Below are 20,103 nucleotides of genomic sequence, written 5' to 3' on the forward strand. Positions count from 1 at the left end.
TGCGCATGCAGCATCGCCCATCGTCGTAGTCAGAGAGATTGCGAGGCCTCGTGCCCGACACCGTTAGCCCTGTCCCCTTCAACGACCTCTCCCGGACCCCCGCGGCCCGCGCGGAGGAGATCGCGGCAGCGATCTCGGACGTTCTCGCCAGCGGCTGGTATGTGATGGGTCCGCAGCATGACCGGCTGCAGGTCGAGCTCGCCGAGTATCTGGGCGTCAGCGACGCCGTGCTCGTGGGGAACGGGACGGATGCGCTTGAGCTCGGACTCGCCGCGCTCGGGGTCGCACAGGGCGACCTCGTCCTGACCGCGGCCAACGCTGGAGCGTACACCTCGGTCGCCACTCGTCTGCTCGGAGCCACCCCGGTGTACGCGGACATCTCCGCGGAAACGATGCTTGTCACGCCGGAGACGCTCGAGGAGTCGCTCGCGAGGCTGGACCAGGCTCCGAAAGCATTCGTCATCACCCACCTGTACGGTGCGCTCGCCCGGGTGGAGGAACTCGTGGCCGTCGCCCATCGTCATGGCATCGCCGTGCTGGAAGACTGCGCCCAGTCCATCGGTGCTCGGTTCGGCGCCCGCGCGGGCGGCACGTTCGGCGACATCGCGACGACGAGCTTCTACCCGACCAAGAACCTCGGCGCCCTCGGCGACGGCGGAGCGGTCTTCACCGACCGGCCGGAACTCGCGGAGTCCGTTCGACGGATGCGCCAATACGGCTGGGACTCGAAGTACCACGTCGCGCACGATCACGGTCGCAACTCCCGGATGGACGAGATGCAGGCGGCGATCCTGCGTGTCAAGCTTCCCCACCTCGACGCCGCGAACGCGCGGCGCCGCGAGATCCACGCCGCCTATGAGACCGCCGGCGGGGCGGCCACACTCGTCAACTCGGCGTCCGGGTCGTTCAATGCGCATCTGGCGGTACTCACGAGCGAGAGCCGCGACCGGCACCGCTTGGCACTCCGGGAGCGCGGTATCGGCACCGATGTGCACTATCCGATCCCCGACCACCGGCAGTCGTTCCCCGGCGCCCCTGCGGCCCACCTGGAACTCCCAGTGACCGACTGGGCCGCCGGAGTGGTCTTCTCGGTTCCGATGTTCCCCGAGCTGACCGACGACGAGGTCTCGCGGGTGTGCGACGCGCTCGCGAGTCTGTGACGGAACCGTGGCGAACGAAGAGATGAGTGCGGCCGGTGCGGCCGGCCTGGTGGAGCTGCGCGAGGTCGTCGATGCACGGGGCTCCCTCATCGTCGCGGAGGTCCGTTCTCAGCTGCCGTTCGCCGCAGAGCGGATCTTCATCATCTCGGGCGTGCCCGAAGGCGAGCCGCGCGGCATCCACGCCCACCGGGAATGCCAGCAGTTCCTGATCTGCGTGAACGGTTCGGCGAAGGCGATGTTCGACGACGGGGATCGTCGTCGCGTCGTCACCTTGAACAGGGCGTCGCAGGGGCTTTACATGCCCGCCATGACGTGGGGGACACAGTACGACTACTCGCCGGATGCCGTCCTTGTGGTTCTGGCATCCCATCCGTACGATGCGGGGGACTACATCCACGACTACGATGAGTTCCTCGCGCTGAAGGAAGGCTAAGCATTCCCATGTCCGTCGTTTCGAGCTCATTGCGAATGGCCTCTCAAGTCGCCCCGAAACTGTCGAGCCGAATTCTGGCCTCCAGCGGATACACGCTCGACATCGACCGATTCGGTCCGGATGCGTTCTCGGTCTGGAACGAACGGACGGCGGCACGGCAGGACAAGGCCTGGCAGCCCCTTGTCGCGGCCGCGAAGGCCGGCAAGCCCCGGGAAGACGTCGCGGTCCTGGAACGGCTGCTGAGACCGATCCTGGCGGCTGCGCCGGAGTCCACGATTCTCGAGGTGGGTTGCGGGGGAGGATACATCTCCGAGATCCTTCGCACCTGGTTCCCGGACATCCACTACACCGGGGTCGACATCTCTGGTGCGATGGTCGAACTGGCGCGCAGGCACTACCCGTCAAGGGAGTTCCGGGTCGGGAGCGCCTATGAGCTGACAGATGCCGACGACAGCGTCGACATCGTGGTCGACGGTGTCGCCCTGCTGCACATGCCCGGATGGAAGACCTCGCTCGAGGAGTACACCCGGGTGGCCAGAACCTCCATCGTCCTGCACGGGCTGACCCTGACCGACGAGGCAGAGACGACCCGTTTCGCCAAGTACGCATACGGGCAGCCCTCACTCGAGCTGGTCTTCAACCGGGGCGAGCTGCTCGGCGAATGCGGGCGCCTCGGGCTCGAGGTCGTCGAGACGGGTTCCGGCCTCGACTATGACCTGGGGGAGTACATCGGCATCCCGTCGGTGTCCGAATCCTGGGTGCTGCGGGTCCCCGCGGCCTGAGCGGCCGGCTCCGGCGGCTATCGGCCGGAGTGCTCCAGCTCGCTCTCCGACACTGCGTTGCGCGTCGCGACGGAGACGCGATCGACGGCCGCCCGCTGGAGCCGGAAGACGGTTCCCCGCAGGCCGTTGCCGCGAGCGGACACCGCGGGCTTCGGCGCATGACCGCTGCCGGCGACGATCGTGTCGAAGGTGCTGAGCTTCGCGAGGTAGGGAACGTACACCGCTTCGCGCAGGATGCGTCCCAGCCGGCTCCCGTAGACGAGCTGGCTCGTGACGAACCAGTGACCGAACCGTCGGATGCCGTGGAAGTGGAAGAACACGAGCGGGTCTCTGCCGTCGACGATGACGCGCGGTCGAGCACCGGCCACCGACTGGACGGACAGGTCGTGCCGACCGGTGTTCCAGGGCGCAAGATTCAGCCCCCCGCCCTGCAGGGAGACGACGCCCCCGAAAAGCTTCTCGAACGAGTCCAGGTATCCCTGGTCGGCGTACTTGCCGTCGACGGGGGTGTCGTAGCACCAGTCCAGGCAGCTGTCCGCCCACCAGTCGAGGCAGGCCCGACCGTTCGCGTCGTCGCGGAAGCCGACCCATCCCACGTTGTAGCGCCCGTATTTGCTGAGACGGGACGCGAGACGCTTGGGGTAGCGATGCTCGATGATGCCGACGGATCCCTCCCCGAGCGCATCCAGCACCAGGGCCGGGTCGTCGAAGAAGAACAGGTCGGAGTCCAGATAGACGGTGACCGAGCCCGGCGTGTTCTGAGCGTCCATGACGTAGCGCATGAGGAGCGGGGTGCAGGTGAAGTAGTACTCCATCCGTGAACGGTCCGGTTTGACCTCCGCCAGCCCGGGGTTCACCGCTTCGAGGTCGGCCGCTGTCACCGTGTGGATCGTCGGGTCGCCGAGCTCGTCGAGGTACGCCTTCGCGGCGTCGTCGAGGCAGAGCACCCAGACGTCGGCGTCGTCGCCATGGCGGCGGAGCGAGTCGATCAGCGCCAGCCCGCGTGAGAGGTATCCGCTGTCGAAGTACGAACAGTAGCTGTGGCGGGTGGGCACGGGCATCTAGAGGCGCTCGACCGTCGGGCCGGAGAACTTGCCGGTCGCGTCGAGCACGGGTGCGCCCGCTCCGGTGATCGTCTCGGGCGCATCGCGGTAGGCGCGGTGCGCCTGAACGATGATGATCGCGTCGGCGTCGGCGCACGCCTGCTGCAGATCGACGGCTTCTGGAACGGCGACACCGTCGACGGCCCACCCGGCGACGTGCGGGTCGTTGTAGCTCAGCTCGCAGCCCATTGAGAGCAGCCGCTTGGCGAGGGGGACAGCGGGCGACTCCCGGCGATCCGAGATGTCGGCCTTGTACGTGACGCCGAGCAGCAGCACTTTCGATCCGCGGATCGCCTTGCTGCGGTCGTTGAGCATGTCCTGGACGCGCCGGCTGACGAACGTCGGCATGCTCTGGTTGATCTCTTCGGCCAGCTCGACGAACCGGAACGGTCGATCGAGTTCGGCGCGAACCTTGTACGCGAGATAGTTCGGGTCGATCGGGATGCAATGGCCGCCGACCCCCGCCGAGGGGGTGAAGGATTGGAAGCCGAACGGCTTGGTCTTGGCGGCGGCGATGACATCCCAGATGTCGATCCCCATCGCGTAGCAGAACTGGGCCATCTCGTTGACGAGCGCGATGTTGACGTGACGGTAGGTGTTCTCGAGCAGCTTGGCCGTCTCGGCCTCGCGCGGGCCTTTGGCGGTCACCACCTGTTCGATGAACCGACTGTAGAACGCGACGGTCTTCTCGGTGCATTCCGGGGTGACGCCACCGACCACCTTGGGAGTGTTGGTGATCGTGAAATGCGCGTTACCAGGATCGATCCGCTCCGGGGAGAACGCGAGGTGGAAGTCCTCACCGACGACGCGGCCGCCTTTCTCCAGGATCGGCTTGAGGATCTCTTCGGTGGTTCCCGGGTATGTCGTCGATTCGAGGACGACGGTCGTGCCCGTGCCCAGGTGGGCGGCGATGGTGGTCGCGGATCCGATGACCGCTGTGAGGTCGGGGCGGCCGTCCGAGTCGAGCGGGGTCGGCACGCAGATCACGACGACGTCGGCGTCGGTGATGACCGTGGGATCGGAGGTCGCTCGGAACCCGGCATCGAGCATCGCGACGATCTCGCCGTCGGACAGATCGTCGATGTGGCTTCGTCCGGCGCTCAAACCATCGACGGTACGCTGGTTCAGATCGAGCCCGACGACCTCGATTCCCGATGTCGACGCTGCCTGGGCGAGGGGGAGACCCACGTAGCCCAAGCCCACGATTACTGCTTTCACAGGCCGTATCCTTAGCTCGTCATACTTGTTGCGCCGCAAATGCGCGCATTCCGCATCGAATTAGCCTACCCAACCGAAGGAAGTCCTGTGCGCCAGACCCCTCTCCTCATCCTCGCGTACAACCGCCCGGACAAGGTGATCGGTCTCATCGACCGGCTGCGCGAGATCAGACCGGATCGGGTGATGGTCGCTGTCGACGGTCCGAAGCCCGGCCGGCCGGCCGATGAGCGCCGCGTCGCCGAGGTGCACGCCGCCTTGGAGAGGATCGATTGGACGAGCGATGTCGAGGTGCGGCTGCGCCCGGTGAACCTCGGGCTCCGTCGAGCGGTCGTCGACGCTGTCGACTGGGCGATCGGACTTCACGGGCAGGCCGTGATCATCGAAGAGGATGTTCTGCCCGGGCCGGACTTCCTCGACTACATGACGGGCATGCTCGACCGTTTCCGCGACGACGAGCGCGTCGCACACGTCTCCGGCTACAACGTCGTGCCGCAGGACATCCTGACGCACACGACCGGCAGCCGGTTCACGATCTACCCCGAGTCGATCGCGTGGGCGACCTGGGACCGTGCCTGGGCGACGTTCGACCCCGAGCTCACCTGGGCGCGTTCGTGCGGCCTGGACGAGCTGGCGGCGATCACCGGCAGCCGCACGGCGGCCCTGCGGTGGAAACAGAACTTCTCGGATGCGGCGAATGAGCGGATCTCGACGTGGGCGTACCGCTGGATCGCCAGCATGTGGTCGCAGCGCTCCTTGATCGTGTCCCCCAACCAGAACCTGGTGACCTACGCGGGCGCCGACGACGGCACCCACACGAACACCGAGCAGGCCTGGATCGAACAACCGGTGTTCACCGGAGACGTCGAGACGCTCCTGACCGGCGAGGTGGCGATCGATGAACGCGCCGAGGAGTGGCTCAGCCGTGAGGTGTTCCACGCGACCCCTGCCGGCATCGCCCGCGGGGTCGCCGTCTCCAGCGTGCTCGCCGCGCGCAAGCTCAAGCGGCGTCTGACCGCGTAGCTGCCCGCTGCGGCGCCGCGATTCCGAGGTGATCTCGGACGCGACCGGCGAGCGAGTTCGGGTCGCTCACATGCTTCCAGGTGTCCTGGCTGAGTGATGTCAGGTAGGCGTCGAGCAGGCGGGTCTCCTCCGCCAAGGGTACAACCGGCTCCGGCCAGAGCGGAGACTCGGCCAGGCTTCCCCTGTCGTGCTCGAGCACGTCGTAGAAGATGTCGCGGCTGGTCGGGGCGATGGAGCGGTTGCGGAGCGCGATCCGCTCGCGCACCAGCGGGCCGTACTGCAGCACGATCCAGACCATCTTGCGCCACATCCAGAGCCGGAACCCCGGTTTCTTGGGCCGGATGGCGATCGGCCGGGCGTGCACGGACTCGGAGAAGTCCACGGCGATGCGGGAGAAGAGGAATGAGAACCACCGGAACGCGCGTCGCATGTTCTCCACCGACCACCCCTCCGCCAGGGCGTCGTCGATCTGAGTGAAGTACTCGTCGATGGTCGTGCCGACGCGGTTGAGCTCCGTCGGATAGGTGAAGAAGTCGCGGTTCGCCGGGATGACGACGGGAATGCCGAGCGAGGCGAGCTCGGCACCGGCCGACGATCGGAAGTTCAGCAGGACGTCGACGATCTGCATGAGGTCGTACATGCTCACGTCGTCGGTCGGCAGATTGAGGGCGACGTTGGCCGGGGCGGCGTCGAAAAGCGCCATGAGCGATTCGACGATCGGCGAGACGACATTCTCGCGTTTGTTCGGGAACATCCGAGGATGCAACCGCACGATCAGGTGCAGTTCGGGGCGCCTCGCGGCGAAGTCGATCAGGGCGGTGAGCCACTCGAACTGGTCGGCGAAGAGCGAGACGGTCCCGGAGCGGTCGGGCAGCACATCCGCCAGCCGGGCGGCATTGACCTCGTCCTCGCTCGACAACGGCACCAGCAGCACTTTCGCGCCGTCGGGTACCGAGAAGCGTTTTCGCAGCTCGGCCGGATCGCTCCCCTCGAAGGCGCTCGAATACGCGAAGGCGCTGGACCCTTCGAGGAGGCCGGAGAAGTGCTCGCCGACGAGGTCGATCTCTTCGGCGCCCACCGGGCGGTCCCGGTAGCGCTGCCACGCTTCGGTGCGGAAGACGTCGTCGAGGGACTGGGTATCGCGGAACATCGTCATCGTCTCGCCCCGGCGCACGATGTGACCGCCACCCTGCAGGGTGTAGCTGGGTATGCCGAGGGTGCGGGCGGCCTCGCAGAACGCGTGATTGACCGAGTAGAGCCGGTTGTAGACGAGCACGTGGTCGGGACGCTGCTCGGCCAGGATGCGGCGGCCGGCGAGGAAGGTGAGCACGGTGTCGCGGAGGTGCCCGAGGTACTGGCCCCAGAACTCGTCCGGTATCCGGGTTCCGAGCAGCTTGTTGTCGAGCAGGAACTCGTAGGCGGCGTAGCGCCCGAGCGGTGAGCCGTCGACCTCGATCGTGGTCCAATTGTCGGTCGTGGCGCTCGCACACACCTCATCGGCGCGCTTGCGGTCGCCGGGACGCACCTGCCCGTCGAGGATGACAGACGGGAACGGGAGGGTCGTGCCGAGGAGATCCCGGCGCTTCACACACGCTGTGCACACCCGCTGGCGTGTTTTCAGCGGGCTCGTCGCGGTGACACCGGCAGCCGACATGGCGACGCAATGCGAGACGAGCATTCCGCCGCAGCGGACGGTGACGACTTCGGCTCCGCGATCGTTCAGGCCTTCGGCGACGAGGGACTCCGGAAAGGCGTGCTCCCAGATGTTGGAGTACGGGGAGAACACGACGGTCTTCACGGTGTACGAAAGTATCATGGGAACCCTATGATTACGATCCGGCCGGCGACGGCGAGCGACTCCCGTGACCTGTTCGACTGGCGGAACGACGAGGGAACCCGGAGCGTCTCCGGCTCGCGCGACGCGATCGGTTGGCCGGACCACCAGGCCTGGTTCGCGCGGGCGCTCGCGGCGCAGGACCGAACGATCTACATCGCCGAGGGCAGCCTCGATGAGGTCGGGTCGAACGACGGAGACCTGACATCGGACAAGCTCGGCATGTGCAGGTTCGACATCGAGACGGTCGACGGTTCCCGCCGGGCAGAGGTGAGCATCAATCTCAATCCTGTCGCCCGGGGAAGAGGACTCGCTGCGCGCATCCTCGACGGCGCGATCACCGCTTTCCTCGCAGAGAGCACCGACTTCATCCGGCTCACCGCGACGATCCGGCCGGCCAACACCGCAAGCGCTCGCGTCTTCGAGAAGGCCGGCTTCCTCCGGGTGGACGGAGATTCGGACTTCGACTATTACGAGCTTCCGGTCTAGCCGACGAACAGGTCCCAGTCCACCGCGGTTCCCATCGTGGCGTCACGGGCGAACCGCCGACCGATGATTCGGTCGAGTTCGACCGGCGCGAGCCCACCGCCGGGGCGGACCGAGCGGACGTTCTCGTGCGAGACGACATCTCCGGCGTGCACCTCGGAGGTCACGTAAAGCGAGGGGCGCAGCCGCAGGGACTCGTTCTCAGCCGACGTGGCCCACGTGCTCGCCGAGCCGAGCGCGCGCGACGCTGCATCGCATTCCGTGACCAGCTGCGCGAGCTCGTGCGGCTCGAGGGAGAAGGCGCTGTCCACGCCCCCGTCGGCGCGGGCGAGGGTGACGTGCTTCTCGATCACGCTGGCGCCGAGCGCGGTCGCGGCGACGGCGACGCCGATCCCGAGCGTGTGATCGGACAGGCCGACCTTAGTGCCGAACATCTCCGCCATCACGGGCATCCGGCGCAGGTGCGCGTCGTCGGGGATCGCCGGATAGGAACTCGTGCACGCGAGCAGTGTGATGTCGTGGCATCCGCCGGACCGTGCCGCCTCGACGGCGGCGGCGACCTCGCCGATGGAGGCCGTGCCGACGGAGAGGATCATCGGTTTGCCGGTCGCCGCTACTTGCCGGATGAGCGGGAGGTCGACGATCTCCAGCGAGGCGATCTTGTAGAGCGGCACATCGAACGACTCGAGGAACTCAACGGCGGTCTCATCGAACGGCGTGCTGAAGGCGAGCATTCCGAGGTCGTTCGCCAGGGAGAAGATCGGTTCGTGCCACTCCCACGGCGTGTGTGCCTCCTGGTAGAGGTCGTAGAGGGTGCGGGAGCCCCACAGCTCGTGGCCGTCACTGACCCGGAAGGCGGGGCTGTCGACGTTGAGCGTGATCGTGTCGGCGGTGTACGTCTGGATCTTGACAGCCTGCGCCCCGGCATCGGCGACCGCACGGACGATGTCGAGAGCGCGGGGGAGCGAGCCGTTGTGGTTTCCCGAGATCTCGGCGACGACCAGAGGGGCGGCATCGAGTCGGGCGGACGGAGTGGGGGAGGCCGACATGGCAGCTCGCTTTCTTTCGAGTGGGAGGATCGCCGCTAGGCGAGTGCCTGGCGCAGCACCTCGATGACACGGTCCTGGTCGGAACGACTCAGATCGGCGTACATCGGGAGCGAGATCTCTTCGCGGTAGAACTGTTCGGCGACGGGACACATTCCCCGGCGGTAACCGAGGTCTTCGAAGACAGGGTGCCAGTACACCGGGATGTAGTTGACCTGGACGAGCACCCCGTTGTCGCGCAGGTGGTCGAAGACCCGACGACGCTGCCCGTCGTGCACGCGGACCGGGAAGAGGTGCCACATCGGGTCGACGTCTTCACGTTTCGTCGGGAGGGTCAACCCGGGAACGTCGCTCAGTGAGGCGACATAGTGGTCGAAGATGGCGGTGCGGCGCTGCTTGAACTCGGCGATGCGCGCGATCTGGCTGACGCCGAGTGCGCACAGCACATCGGGGAGGCGGTAGTTGAGCCCCAGCGACTGCACTTCTTGATGCCACGGGCCCTCGTCGGGGTAGCGCAGTTGGCTGCGATCGCGCACCATCCCGTGCCCTTTGAACCGTCGCGCCCCGTCGATCAGTGCCGGGTCGGGCGAGACGACGGCGCCGCCCTCGGCCGTCGTCATGTTCTTGGTCGGGAAGAACGAGAAGGTCGTCAGATCGGAGATGCTGCCGACGACGCGTCCCCGATAGATCGAACCGATTGCGTGCGCCGCGTCTTCCAGGAGGAGCGCCCCGGCGTCGTGCGCGATCGTCGAGAGGTCGTCGAGATCGGCCGGATGCCCGGCGTAGTCGACGGCGGCGACGACCTTTGTGCGTTCGTTGATCTGCTCTGCCACGGCGGTCGGGTCGATGTTCCCGGTATCCGGCTGGATGTCTGCGAATCTGATCGTCGCGCCCTGGGCCATCGCAGTCGCGGCCGTGGCGACGAACGTCAGGGGTGTGGTGACGACTTCGTCGCCCCGGGTGATTCCGCTGGCTGCGTAGGCACTGTGCAGCGCGGACGTGCCGGAGTTGACGGCGACCGCATCGGGGGTCGATGCGACCTCCGCGATCGCCTTCTCGAAGGTGCCGACCATCGGTCCAATGGTGAGCCAGTCACCTCGCAAGACGTCGGCGACCGCCGCGATGTCGGCGTCGCTGATGGACTGCCGGCCGTAGGGGATTCCCATCGAAGTCCCCGACCCCTAGTCGAGCTGCTCGATCAGTGTGCGGATGTCGGCGGCCGTCAGCCACAGGTCGTTGGTGTTCGACCGATAGGCGACGCCCTCCTCGACCGGTTCCCCGGTCGGTGGCACGAATCCCCAGTGGGCGATCGTGGGAAGGACGACGTAGCGGTCGTCGAGGCGCAGGGTCCGGCGGCTGTCGTCCTCCGAGATCATCTCCTCGTGCAGCTTCTCGCCGGGACGGATGCCGATCTCGTAGGTCTCGGCCCCCGGGGAGAGTGCTTCGACCAGGTCGGTGATGTTCATGCTGGGAATGCGCGGCACGTACAGCTCGCCGCCGTTCATCAGGTCGAAGGAGTCGACCACGAACTGGACGGCTTGGGGGAGCGTGATCCAGAACCGGGTCATACGGGAGTCGGTGATCGGGAGCGGCTTGCCCTCGTCGATGAGTTTGCGGAAGAACGGGATCACCGATCCGCGGCTGCCCATGACGTTGCCGTAGCGGACGACGCTGAACCGCGTCTCGTACCCCGCGGCGTAGTGATTGGCCGACTGGAAGAGCTTGTCGGCGGCGAGCTTGGTTGCGCCGTACAGGTTGAGGGGGCTCGAAGCCTTGTCGGTCGAGAGGGCGACGACCTTGCGCACACCGGAGTCGATCGCGGCCTCGACCACGTTCTGTGAACCGACGATGTTGGTCTGCACGTACTCGAACGGGTTGTACTCAGCGGTGTCGACCTGCTTGAGCGCTGCGGCGTGCACGACGTATTCGACGCCGTGCATGGCGCGCTTCAGACGGTGCTGGTCGCGGATGTCACCGATGAACCAGCGCAGCCGGGGGTCGTCGTTGAACCGCAGGCGAGCCTCGTACTGCTTGAGCTCGTCGCGTGAGTAGATGACGATGCGCTTGGGATTCAGATTCTTCAGCGCGTAGTCGATGAACGCTTTGCCGAACGACCCGGTACCGCCGGTCACTAGAATGGACGATCCCTCTAGAATCGACATGTATTACCTCCGAGCCATGGACGTGCGTACGTGAGGCGTTTTGCCCTGAGCAAGCTTACCCAATCGAGAAAGTGTACGCCGACGCGTGAAAGTTCTATTCCGGGCAGACGGGAGCGCAGAGCAGGGGACGGGCCACGTGATGCGGTGTCTGACCCTGGCAGAGGCCGTGCGGGCGCGTGGCCACGAGGCACTGCTCATGATGGCGACGACCGATGTGGACTGGCTGGCTTCGGCCGTCCGGGACAGCGGACTGCCGGTGCATCCCTGCGCGGCAGACGAACTGCCGATCGAAGACATGCTCGCCCTCGAACCGGATTGGACGGTCGTGGATTCCTACCGGATCCCGGCCGCGTCGGTGTCAGACCTCGCCGGTTCGACGGCGGTGCTGGCGATCGTCGACGGCGAGACCCGCGGTATCGACGCGACGCTTTTCCTCGACCAGAATCTCGGCGCCGAGAGACGCCCGCCAGCCAGCGAACAGCCGCAGCGGTTCCTCGCCGGTTCTCGGTACGCTCTTGTCCGCGACGCGATCACCCGGGTGCGCCGGTCGCGCCCGTGGCTGTCCACGAACCGCCCGCCGACGGTGCTGTGCTTCATGGGAGGATCCGATCCGACATCAGCGTGCACGGCGGTCGCTATGGCACTGAGCAGATCTGACGCCGATATGGCCGTGACGTTCGTGGCGCCCGAGTCCCAGCACGGCGATCTGCACGCTATAGCCGGGGGGAGGTCCGGTTGGACGGTCACCGCTCCGACGTTGCGCCTCCCCGAGCTCTTCGCTGAGGCAGACATCGTCGTCTCGGCCGCGGGGACGAGCGCCTGGGACCTGTGCGCCCTCGGCATCCCGTCCGTTCTCGTGGCGGTCGTCGACAACCAGCAGGCCTCCCTGCGTGAGGTCGTGGCCGGGTCCCTCGCCCTCGGGATCGATGTCGTGGCCGGAGGGCCGGAGCGTTTCGCCCAGGTGCGTGACGCCGTCGAGTCCCTTCTCGCAGATGAGACGCTGCGGCGCGATCTGTCCGAATCCGCCCGCAAAGCGTTCGACGGCGACGGGGCGATGCGGGTAGCTGAGAGGATGGAATTCCGAAACACTCCCGGAGAACGGAGAGAAGGCCCCCATGCTGACCGGTGACATCATCACCCCACGTCTCACACTCGCCTGCCTGACCGAGGACGACGCGACGGAGGCTTATCGCGGGTGGCTGGCCGACCCGGAGGTGAGCCGCTACTTGGAGTCGCGATTCGCTGAGCCGACGATCGAGTCGACCCGAGCCTTCATCACGGCGATGCGGGAGTCTTCCCACTCCTATCTCTTCGGGCTCTTCGTCCGGGAGACAGGTCTCCACTGCGGCAACATCAAGCTTGGTCCCGTCGACACCAGGTATGCCACGGGAACCATCGGCCTGATGATCGGCGACAAGGGATCGTGGGGACAGGGATTCGCATCCGAGGCCATCGGGGCGATCACGCGGTGGGCCTTCGGATCCTTGCGCCTGGAGAAGCTCAACGCGGGAGCGTATGCGAGCAATATCGGCTCGGTGCGGGCTTTCCACAAGAACGGATTCCTCACCGAAGGGGTGCAGCGGAGCCAGGTGGTCTTAGACTCCGGAGCCCGGGAGGACGTCGTGCTCCTCGGCGCGACGCGAAGCGATTTCACCTCGGGGGACGAACAGGCGTGAGCGGGCTCATCCTGGGTACGGCCACGTTCGGGGCCGGGTACGGCATCATGAACACGACGGGACGCCTTTCCGACGACGGCGTCCGCGAGATCCTCCGGGTGGCGACGTCGGCGGGAGTCGATCTCATCGACACCGCTCCGGACTACGGCGACGCACAAGCGAGGCTCGGTGCGCTCTCCGGGAGCGGTGAGCGGCCAGACTATGTCTCGAAGTTCGGGTTGGCTGCCCACACCGACTTTTCCGAGAGCGACGCATTGTTCCGGGCCGGCCTCGATGACCTCCGCGTCTCGAACCTCTATGGGCTCCTATTCCACCGCGTGGCCGATCTCCGCGATCCCCGTGCCGGCGACGCCTGGGATTCGCTCCGCCGTGCGCGTGTCGATGGACTCGTGGAACGAATCGGCGCCAGCGTGTACGACGCCGACGATCTCGACGTCCTCGTGGAGCGATTTCCAGACATCTCTCTCCTGCAGATTCCGGGAAGCATCGTCGACCGGCGCCTGCTCGACCACCCCGCCCTCCGGCGGCTGCATGACGGAGGCACGGAGATTCATGTGCGGAGCGCCTATCTGCAGGGCCTGCTCCTCAGTCCGGTCGATGCGCTTCCCGTCGGCTTCGACGGCCTTGCCGCCGCCGTCCGCCGGATCGGGACCATTGCGGAGGAGACCGGTACCACTGCCGTCGGCGTCTGTCTCGGCTTCCTCGCTGCCCACCCGCTTGTCGACCGTGTGCTCGTCGGCGCGACCACAGCGGCGGAGCTGACCGGAACTGTCACGGCCTGGCGGGAAGCCCCCGACCTCGCCGGACTCGAGGTCCCTCCCGTCGACGAAGCGCTCCTCGACCCGCGGACCTGGCCACCACGAGAGGACAAGAGATGACCCTCGCCGTTCTGCAAGCCCGGCTGAGCTCCACCCGGCTGCCCGGAAAGGTCCTGGCCCCCGTGCTCGGCGTTCCGATGATCCTCCGGCAGATCGAGCGGCTGCGCCGCTCCACGACGATTGACACCCTCGTCGTGGCGACGAGTGTCGAGGCGTCGGACGATCCGCTCGCGAACCTCCTGGAGAAGGACGGTGTGCTGGTGCGCCGCGGCCCCCTTCAGGACGTCGCCGCCCGGTTCGCAGCCGTCGTGCAGGAGTTCCGGCCCTCGACCCTCGTGCGGCTCACGGCAGACTGTCCGCTCGCCGACCATGCGGTGATCGACCGCGTCGTCGAGGAGCACCTCGCATCCGGGGCGGATTACACCTCCAATGTGATCGACAGGACGTACCCGGACGGCCTCGATGTCGAGTGCATCGCCGTGCCGGCGTTCGAGCGAATGCTCGCGCTGCCGCTGACGCAGCCGGAGCGGGAGCATGTCACTCTCGCGATCTATTCGCGTCCGGAGTCATTCGTGCTCAAGTCCGTCGAGCAATCGCCCAGTCATGCGGGTCTACGGTGGACGGTGGACCTGCCCGCGGATCTGGAGTTCGTGCGGGCGGTCTACGAGCACTTGTACGACCGGAACCCCGACTTCGGGCAGGCCGACATCCTCGAACTCGTCGAACGAACGCCCGGACTCAACCGATCGGACGCCGACCTCGACACTGGCACCAACTGAACAGGAGACCTGGATGCAAACCGAGACGAGCCGCTACGCGAAGTCGCTGCAGCAGCTGATCAGGGCCGAACGGACGATCCCGCTCGGTGCCCAGACATACAGCAAGTCGCGCGGCACGTTTCCCCCCGGCATTGCACCGATCTACGGGAACCGCGCGCAGGGCTGCCGTATCTGGGATGTCGACGGGAACGAGTACGTCGACCTCGTCAACGCTCTCGCATCCGTCACCCTGGGCTACGCAGACCCGGAAATCAACGAGGCGATCGTCCGGCAGCTGTCGCAGGGCGTGACGATCAGCCTCACGCATCCGCTCGAGGCGACGGTCGCAGAGAAGATCGTGGATCTCGTGCCCTCGGCCGAGATGGTCCGCTTCGGAAAGAACGGAAGCGATGCCACGAGTGCCGCCGTCCGCGTCGCACGAGGCTTTACCGGTCGTGACCACGTCATCACCTGCGGCTACCACGGCTGGCACGACTGGACGATCGCGTCGATGGACTCCCGAAACCTCGGCGTTCCTGGAGCCGTGAAGGAGCTCGTCCACGCTGTCGCTTTCAACGATCTCGAGGCGGTGGAGGATCAGCTGCGCGCCAACCCCACGGCGGCGATCGTGCTCGAGCCGATGAACGTGGTCTGGCCGCTCCCGGGGTATCTCGAGGGGTTGCGCGGGCTCGCCGACAAGTACGGTGCTGTACTGGTCTTCGACGAGATGATCACTGGCTTCCGTTTCGCCAAGGGCGGGGCGCAAGAGTATTTCGGGGTCACCCCTGATCTGTCGACGTTCGGCAAAGGGCTCGCCAACGGGTTCCCGGTCTCCGCCGTCGCTGGTCGCCGCGACCTCATGATCCTGCTCGAGACGGTCTTCTTCTCCGGCACCTTCAGCGGCGAGCTGCTGTCGCTCACCGCGGCCGACGTCGTGCTCGACCGCATCGCCGCCACAGACGTCCTTGGGGACATCCGCCGAACGGGCGAGGTGATCCGTGACCGGGTACAGGCCGTCATCGACGAGCTCGGGATGGGATCGGCCGTCACCCTCTCGGGTCACCCGACCTGGATGTTCCTCGTCTGGAACGCCGAGCTCGGCGCGCAGCTCGACCTGCTGAAGGTGCTCTTCATGCAGGAGATGAGCCGGGCCGGCGTGCTCATGATCGCCACCCACAACGTTTCGGCCGCACACGACCCCGCCGCGGTCGACACCATCGCCGCCGCCTACCGGTCGGCGCTGACCCGTGTCGGCGAGGCGATTGAGAGCGGGGACGCGCGGCCGTTCCTTGACGCCGAAGTCGCGTCGCTGGCGAAGTCGGTCCGGTAGCGGCTACCTGCGGGCGCTAGCGGCGACGCAGCGCCCGCAGGTTCGCTTTCACGCTGCGGTGGCGGTAGACGTCGAAGAGGGATCCCACCGCGGCCGTCACTCCGGGCGTGCCGCCGCTGACGGCGATCGCAGCGAGCTTCGCGCCAAGTGGCGGCCTGGCCGGATCCCAGCTTGTCCAGCCGGCGCCGTCGGTGACGACGTTCTGATCCCGACGAACGAGATAGGCGATGAATCGCTTGGCCTGGTGGGCGTCCACCTCCCAGATCCCGGTTCCCACGGTGTCCAGGTCGGCGGGCGTGAGCAGTTCGCGGGTGTCCGCGATGAGTCCATAGCGCGCCGCGGCCGCAGCCCAGGTCGGCAGACCGCGGGCGCTCGCCTCCAAGCCGACCGTGGAATACCAGACGACGATGGTGTCGCTCGCGTCGAGGAGGGCGTATGTGTTCGCCTGATCGTCGTGCCAGATGACGACGAGATCAGGATGCCGCTCGGCCAGCCACCGCACTCCCGCCCGTTCACGGACGAAACAGTCGTGCGCCTTCGTCGCGAGGTTCGGGTGCACTCTCAGATAGCAGGCGACACCCGCGTTCTCCAGCGTCGTCATGATCTGGTCGAACGCCGAGAACTGATCGTCCCACTCGTGCAGATGCCATTCCGGTCCCAGGAACTGGAACTCGTCCTGCGATGACGTGAAAAAGCCGGCGATCGGCTTGCCGGAGCGCTTCAGCGCGGCGACGGCCGGCGGGAGTTCGTCGCCCCACAAGGCCGAAAACTGGTTCTGGGAGTCGGCGGCCGGTGCTCGTTTGGCGAGCCAGGCGTCGGCGATCTCGTCGATCTCGGCGGCGCTGAGGCCGTCGAGGACCGAATCGACACTCGCCTGCGATCGAAGTCTGTCCTGAGGCGCGTACTCCTGGACGTAGGCCCGCTGAGGGCCCTCGCCCTTCTCGACGTGCCTGGTGGTGATCCCCGCGTCGGCGAACGCCAACGTTGCGAGCTTCTGATGGGGGAATCGGCCGTTAGGGAGGTAAGCGACGGCGACGTCGTCGATCGTGTCGAGAAGCGCCCGAGTGGTGCGGTAGACCGTGCGGCCTTCGGTGCGGAGCCCGTCTGCCGTGCGCCCCACACCGCGCCGACTCCGATCCGGTCGGTCGGTGCGGTAATAGGTGATGAGCGCTGATTCGATCGCGATCTCGAGAAGCTCCTCCAGCCGGTCGTCGAGCCGCGTCGCGTCGCCGTGGCCCGGCAGCGTCTCGGCGCGAACGTACCGCGCGCCGATGCCTGTCATTCGCTGCTCGATGTCGTGACCGGGGTAGGCGATGCCGAAAGCCTTAAGGACTCCGCGATGGTAGCTGTCGACGGGAGTGGCGAGCAGCCGGGTGATGTCGAGGACGATAGGTGCCGTTCCGGCCGCGACCTCGGACCGCACGAGGTGCTCGAAGATCGTCAGGTATGTCGGGTCGTAGCCCGTCACGACGATCACAGCTGAAGGCATGCACTACTCCGAATCGGTTCCGGCGCCCGCGGTGAGCGTCGACTTACCAGGGTACTTCGTCCGCGTTCGGCTGACGAAATGGCCGTCGCCGGGTCACGATCGATCCGGGAGGGGGCGGGACTCCTTGCGGGGGAGCGCGTTTCGCCAGCTCATCCCCTGGGAGGCTTTGACCGCACAGATGACGAGCAGCAGCCATCCGGATTCGACGAGGATCGAGCTTTCGAAGACGCTCGTCACGATGAGGGCTACGAGCACCAGTGGGGCCCACGCATAGACGACGCTGCGCTTGTTCGAGGCGAGCAGCCAGGAGCGGCCGAATGCGAGGGCGAGGAGTGCGGCGAACAGGATCAGCCCGATGATCCCCACCTGGAAGTAGATGTCGAGATAGGCGTTCAGGCCGGTCGACTGGTAGGTGCCGGTGGCGGCCTGGATCGCGGTGAAGGGCGAGAGGTCGGTCGGCCAAGCGCCGACCCAGCCCCAGCCGGCGGTCTGGTTGAGGGGGATCAGCTCCCACATCTGGATCCAGAGCCGGTACCGAACCTGGAAGTCGGAGCGGGCGTTGAGGAGGTCGATCACCCGGGTGCGGTAGATGTACGCCCCGACGAGCGCTGCCACGGTGAGGACGGCGAGACCCCACTGGTAGAACACCCGGTGGCCGGCTTTCACCTGGCGGATGCCGTAGAGCGCGACTGTGGCGAGCCCGACGACGACGGAGACGGCAGCGATGACGGGGGAGTGGGCGAGCAGGATGCACAGCGCGGCCAGAGTGATCGAGGCGGCGGCGACCGCGGGCCGCACCGAGCGGGTGCGCAGTTCGACGAGGAACGTGACGAAGGCGATGAGCGCGACGATGCTCAGCTGGTTGCGCGTGCCGAACAGGCCCTGGATGGGGCCGCCGAGCGCGATGTTCCCCTGGATGGCGAGGAACTTGATCGGCATGTCGAGCAGGAGTCCGCTGAGCACCTCGAGCGCCAACGAAACGGTCAGCAGGAAGCGGAGAACGTCGCCCACCACGCGGACGATCTGGATCGCATCCCGCACCAGGGCGATGTAGACGGCGAGGAAAGCGAAGATCAGCTGGTAGACGACACCGCCGAGGGTCGCCCACTGGTAATCGCTCCAGAAGACGCTGATGGCGCACCAGCCGACGAATACGAGGATCGAGAGCGGCAGCAGGCCGTGCCATTCGATCATCTTGCGCTGGGCGATGAACGAGAGCACGGCCAGCAGGACGAGAACGCCGAGCGCCCCGATGAGGCCGGGCCAGCCGATGAGCGCCCGGATCACGTGGGTCGAGAATCCGACCCCGACGGCGACCATGGAGAGCACCGAGTTGAACCGCGCCGACCCCAGGAAGTCGGTCACCGCGACGGGGACCAGGGTTCGACGGGTCGCGGCCATGTACGCAATCCTACGGCGCGGTCTGCTTCGTCTTCACGGCGAGCACGACGAGCACGGTCCAGCCGGCCTCGATCAGGAGTCGGCTCTCGGCCACGCTCTGGGCGAGGTAGGCCGCGAGCAGGAGGAGCGGGAGCAGGTCGAGTGCCGTGTACCGGCCCGTGTCGGCGACACCGGTGCGCGGCCGGTCGACGGCGGCGAACCAGCTGCGTCCGAGTGTGGTGAGCACGAGCAGGATGAAGACGACGAGTCCGACGATGCCGATCTGCAGCCACACATCGAGCCACGCGTTGTGCGCCTGCAGATATTCGACTCCGCTGCGTTCGGCGAGATCTTTGAAGGGGGAGACCCACGGCGCCCAATAGCTGACCCAGCCCCAGCCGAAGGCCGGACGCTGCTGAGCGAGGTCGATGACCGAGTTCCAGATGCCGAGTCGCCCGGTGAGGTCTTCGCTCTTGCCGAGCAGGGTCGGGATGCGGGAGGAGAACACCGCCGCGAGCACGGCCACGACCACGACGAGCGCGCCCGCCGTGAGGTAGACCGGCCGTCGCCGGTCGGGGCTCACCCGACGGGTCCAGAGGGCGAAACCGAGCACGACGGCGGTGAAGAGGAGGGCGACGATGACCGTCGAGGAGCGGGTGAGCCCGAGAGCGAGAACCGCGACGACGATCCAGGCGATGCCGGTGCCGCGGCGCACGGTGCGGTCGGCCAGCTGGATGCCGAAGACGATGAGGGCGAGCAGGGCGGTCATCGCCAGCAGGTTGCTGTTGCCTTGGACCCCCTGGATCTGGCCGCCGTGGAACAGCAGGCCCCGGCTCCAGTAGAACGCCTGCGGGATCTTGCCATCCGCCGGCATCGTGAACATCGGGAACACCGGGATGACCCCGTGTCGCACGAACAGGGCAACGATGAGCTCGAACAGGAACGAGAGCCCGAGGATCCACCGGAACGCGTTCGCTAGCGCGCGGAGCAGCTGCGCCCAGTCCAGGCAGAGGGCGAGGAACACCGCGCCGGCGGTGGTGGCCCACTGGGCGAGGACGCCGAGAGCGCTCGCCCCCGGATAGTCCGACCAGGCGATCGAGACGGTGGCGATCAACAGGAAGAGGACGAGCATCCAGGGTGTGCGTCGCCGCAGGAAGGGCGGACGGATGCGCACGAGGAGAATGACACTCACGACGGCCACGGCGAACGCCAGGCCGAGGTAGCCGTACCAGCTGATCACGTTGCGCCAGAAGTCGCCGGCGAACAGTGTGAAGAACAGGAGCGTGGAGAAGGCGACGAGCCCGGCGCCGGTACCGACGGATCGGGCGCGGCTCGTGGGGCGCGGCGCGTGTGGTGCTGAGGTCACCGCCTCAGCATAGGTGCCGGGATTCGATGGATCCGATACCTG

The 20,103-nt window shown here is 66.8% G+C and carries 19 protein-coding genes; 10 read left to right on the top strand and 9 right to left on the bottom strand.

Going from position 1 to position 20,103, the window contains the following annotated elements; genetic code table 11:
- Positions 1–50: 50 nt before the first annotated feature.
- From K5L49_RS16980 to K5L49_RS16990, 3 genes are read left to right on the top strand one after another with little or no spacing between them, the layout of a single operon-like run.
- Complete coding sequence (locus K5L49_RS16980; RefSeq protein WP_223694613.1) at positions 51–1,160, top strand: DegT/DnrJ/EryC1/StrS family aminotransferase; 1,110 nt, start codon at positions 51–53, stop codon at positions 1,158–1,160.
- A 7-nt stretch (positions 1,161–1,167) separates the two neighbouring features.
- Positions 1,168–1,593: a sugar 3,4-ketoisomerase gene (locus tag K5L49_RS16985; RefSeq protein WP_223694615.1), complete on the top strand. Its 426-nt coding sequence runs from the start codon at positions 1,168–1,170 to the stop codon at positions 1,591–1,593.
- Between the two features lie 35 nt (positions 1,594–1,628).
- Entirely contained in the window at positions 1,629–2,375 is a 747-nt protein-coding gene (locus tag K5L49_RS16990) for a class I SAM-dependent methyltransferase (protein ID WP_223694617.1), read from the top strand.
- 17 nt (positions 2,376–2,392) lie between these two features.
- Here K5L49_RS16990 and K5L49_RS16995 read toward each other — a convergent pair whose 3' ends face one another.
- On the bottom strand, positions 2,393–3,436 hold the full coding sequence (locus tag K5L49_RS16995) for a hypothetical protein (RefSeq protein ID WP_223694618.1): 1,044 nt from the start codon (positions 3,434–3,436) through the stop codon (positions 2,393–2,395).
- Positions 3,437–4,696 (bottom strand): nucleotide sugar dehydrogenase, encoded by a 1,260-nt coding sequence (locus tag K5L49_RS17000; protein WP_223694620.1) that lies wholly within the window; start codon positions 4,694–4,696, stop codon positions 3,437–3,439.
- 87 nt (positions 4,697–4,783) lie between these two features.
- Between K5L49_RS17000 and K5L49_RS17005 the strand changes: the two genes are divergently transcribed.
- On the top strand, positions 4,784–5,716 hold the full coding sequence (locus tag K5L49_RS17005; protein ID WP_223694622.1) for a hypothetical protein: 933 nt from the start codon (positions 4,784–4,786) through the stop codon (positions 5,714–5,716).
- Here the strand turns inward: K5L49_RS17005 and K5L49_RS17010 are convergent.
- Complete coding sequence (locus K5L49_RS17010) at positions 5,694–7,532, bottom strand: hypothetical protein (protein ID WP_223694624.1); 1,839 nt, start codon at positions 7,530–7,532, stop codon at positions 5,694–5,696. The two genes, K5L49_RS17005 and K5L49_RS17010, sit on opposite strands and share 23 nt — an antisense overlap.
- 9 nt (positions 7,533–7,541) lie before the next feature.
- Between K5L49_RS17010 and K5L49_RS17015 the strand changes: the two genes are divergently transcribed.
- Positions 7,542–8,039: a GNAT family N-acetyltransferase gene (locus K5L49_RS17015; protein WP_223694626.1), complete on the top strand. Its 498-nt coding sequence runs from the start codon at positions 7,542–7,544 to the stop codon at positions 8,037–8,039.
- Here the strand turns inward: K5L49_RS17015 and pseI are convergent.
- From pseI to pseB, 3 genes are read right to left on the bottom strand one after another with little or no spacing between them, the layout of a single operon-like run.
- Positions 8,036–9,085 (bottom strand): pseudaminic acid synthase, encoded by a 1,050-nt coding sequence (pseI, locus tag K5L49_RS17020; protein WP_223694628.1) that lies wholly within the window; start codon positions 9,083–9,085, stop codon positions 8,036–8,038. The two genes, K5L49_RS17015 and pseI, sit on opposite strands and share 4 nt — an antisense overlap.
- A 35-nt stretch (positions 9,086–9,120) precedes the next feature.
- Positions 9,121–10,248 carry a UDP-4-amino-4,6-dideoxy-N-acetyl-beta-L-altrosamine transaminase gene (gene pseC / locus K5L49_RS17025; protein ID WP_223694630.1) on the bottom strand — a complete coding sequence of 376 codons (1,128 nt, stop codon included), beginning with the start codon at positions 10,246–10,248 and terminating at the stop codon, positions 9,121–9,123.
- Between the two features lie 15 nt (positions 10,249–10,263).
- A complete protein-coding gene (gene pseB, locus K5L49_RS17030; protein ID WP_223694632.1) occupies positions 10,264–11,244 on the bottom strand; it encodes a UDP-N-acetylglucosamine 4,6-dehydratase (inverting) in 981 nt (326 codons plus the stop codon).
- An 85-nt stretch (positions 11,245–11,329) separates the two neighbouring features.
- On the opposite strand from pseB, the gene pseG reads away from it, so the two are divergent.
- Genes pseG through K5L49_RS17055 form a run of 5 tightly spaced genes read left to right on the top strand, consistent with a single transcriptional unit; the run spans position 11,330 to position 15,826 of the window.
- Positions 11,330–12,373, top strand: a complete 1,044-nt coding sequence (pseG, locus tag K5L49_RS17035) for a UDP-2,4-diacetamido-2,4,6-trideoxy-beta-L-altropyranose hydrolase (RefSeq protein ID WP_223694634.1) — start codon at positions 11,330–11,332, stop codon at positions 12,371–12,373.
- Complete coding sequence (locus K5L49_RS17040) at positions 12,360–12,920, top strand: GNAT family N-acetyltransferase (RefSeq protein ID WP_223694636.1); 561 nt, start codon at positions 12,360–12,362, stop codon at positions 12,918–12,920. The genes pseG and K5L49_RS17040 overlap by 14 nt, the downstream gene beginning before the upstream one ends.
- Positions 12,917–13,798, top strand: a complete 882-nt coding sequence (locus K5L49_RS17045) for an aldo/keto reductase (protein ID WP_223694638.1) — start codon at positions 12,917–12,919, stop codon at positions 13,796–13,798. The genes K5L49_RS17040 and K5L49_RS17045 overlap by 4 nt, the downstream gene beginning before the upstream one ends.
- Complete coding sequence (locus K5L49_RS17050; protein WP_223694640.1) at positions 13,795–14,517, top strand: cytidylyltransferase domain-containing protein; 723 nt, start codon at positions 13,795–13,797, stop codon at positions 14,515–14,517. The genes K5L49_RS17045 and K5L49_RS17050 overlap by 4 nt, the downstream gene beginning before the upstream one ends.
- 13 nt (positions 14,518–14,530) lie before the next feature.
- Entirely contained in the window at positions 14,531–15,826 is a 1,296-nt protein-coding gene (locus K5L49_RS17055; protein WP_223694642.1) for an aspartate aminotransferase family protein, read from the top strand.
- A gap of 16 nt (positions 15,827–15,842) precedes the next feature.
- Here K5L49_RS17055 and K5L49_RS17060 read toward each other — a convergent pair whose 3' ends face one another.
- From K5L49_RS17060 to K5L49_RS20565, 3 genes are all read right to left on the bottom strand, one after another.
- Entirely contained in the window at positions 15,843–17,315 is a 1,473-nt protein-coding gene (locus tag K5L49_RS17060) for a hypothetical protein (protein WP_223694644.1), read from the bottom strand.
- Positions 17,316–17,408: 93 nt separating this feature from the next.
- On the bottom strand, positions 17,409–18,716 hold the full coding sequence (locus K5L49_RS17065) for an exopolysaccharide production protein (RefSeq protein ID WP_223694646.1): 1,308 nt from the start codon (positions 18,714–18,716) through the stop codon (positions 17,409–17,411).
- A 10-nt stretch (positions 18,717–18,726) separates the two neighbouring features.
- Positions 18,727–20,061, bottom strand: coding sequence for an O-antigen ligase family protein (locus K5L49_RS20565; RefSeq protein ID WP_223694648.1), 1,335 nt, complete (start codon positions 20,059–20,061; stop codon positions 18,727–18,729).
- Positions 20,062–20,103: the final 42 nt, after the last annotated feature.

The organism is Leifsonia poae, assembly GCF_020009625.1.
In the GTDB taxonomy this organism is placed as follows: Bacteria; Actinomycetota; Actinomycetes; order Actinomycetales; family Microbacteriaceae; genus Leifsonia; species Leifsonia poae_A.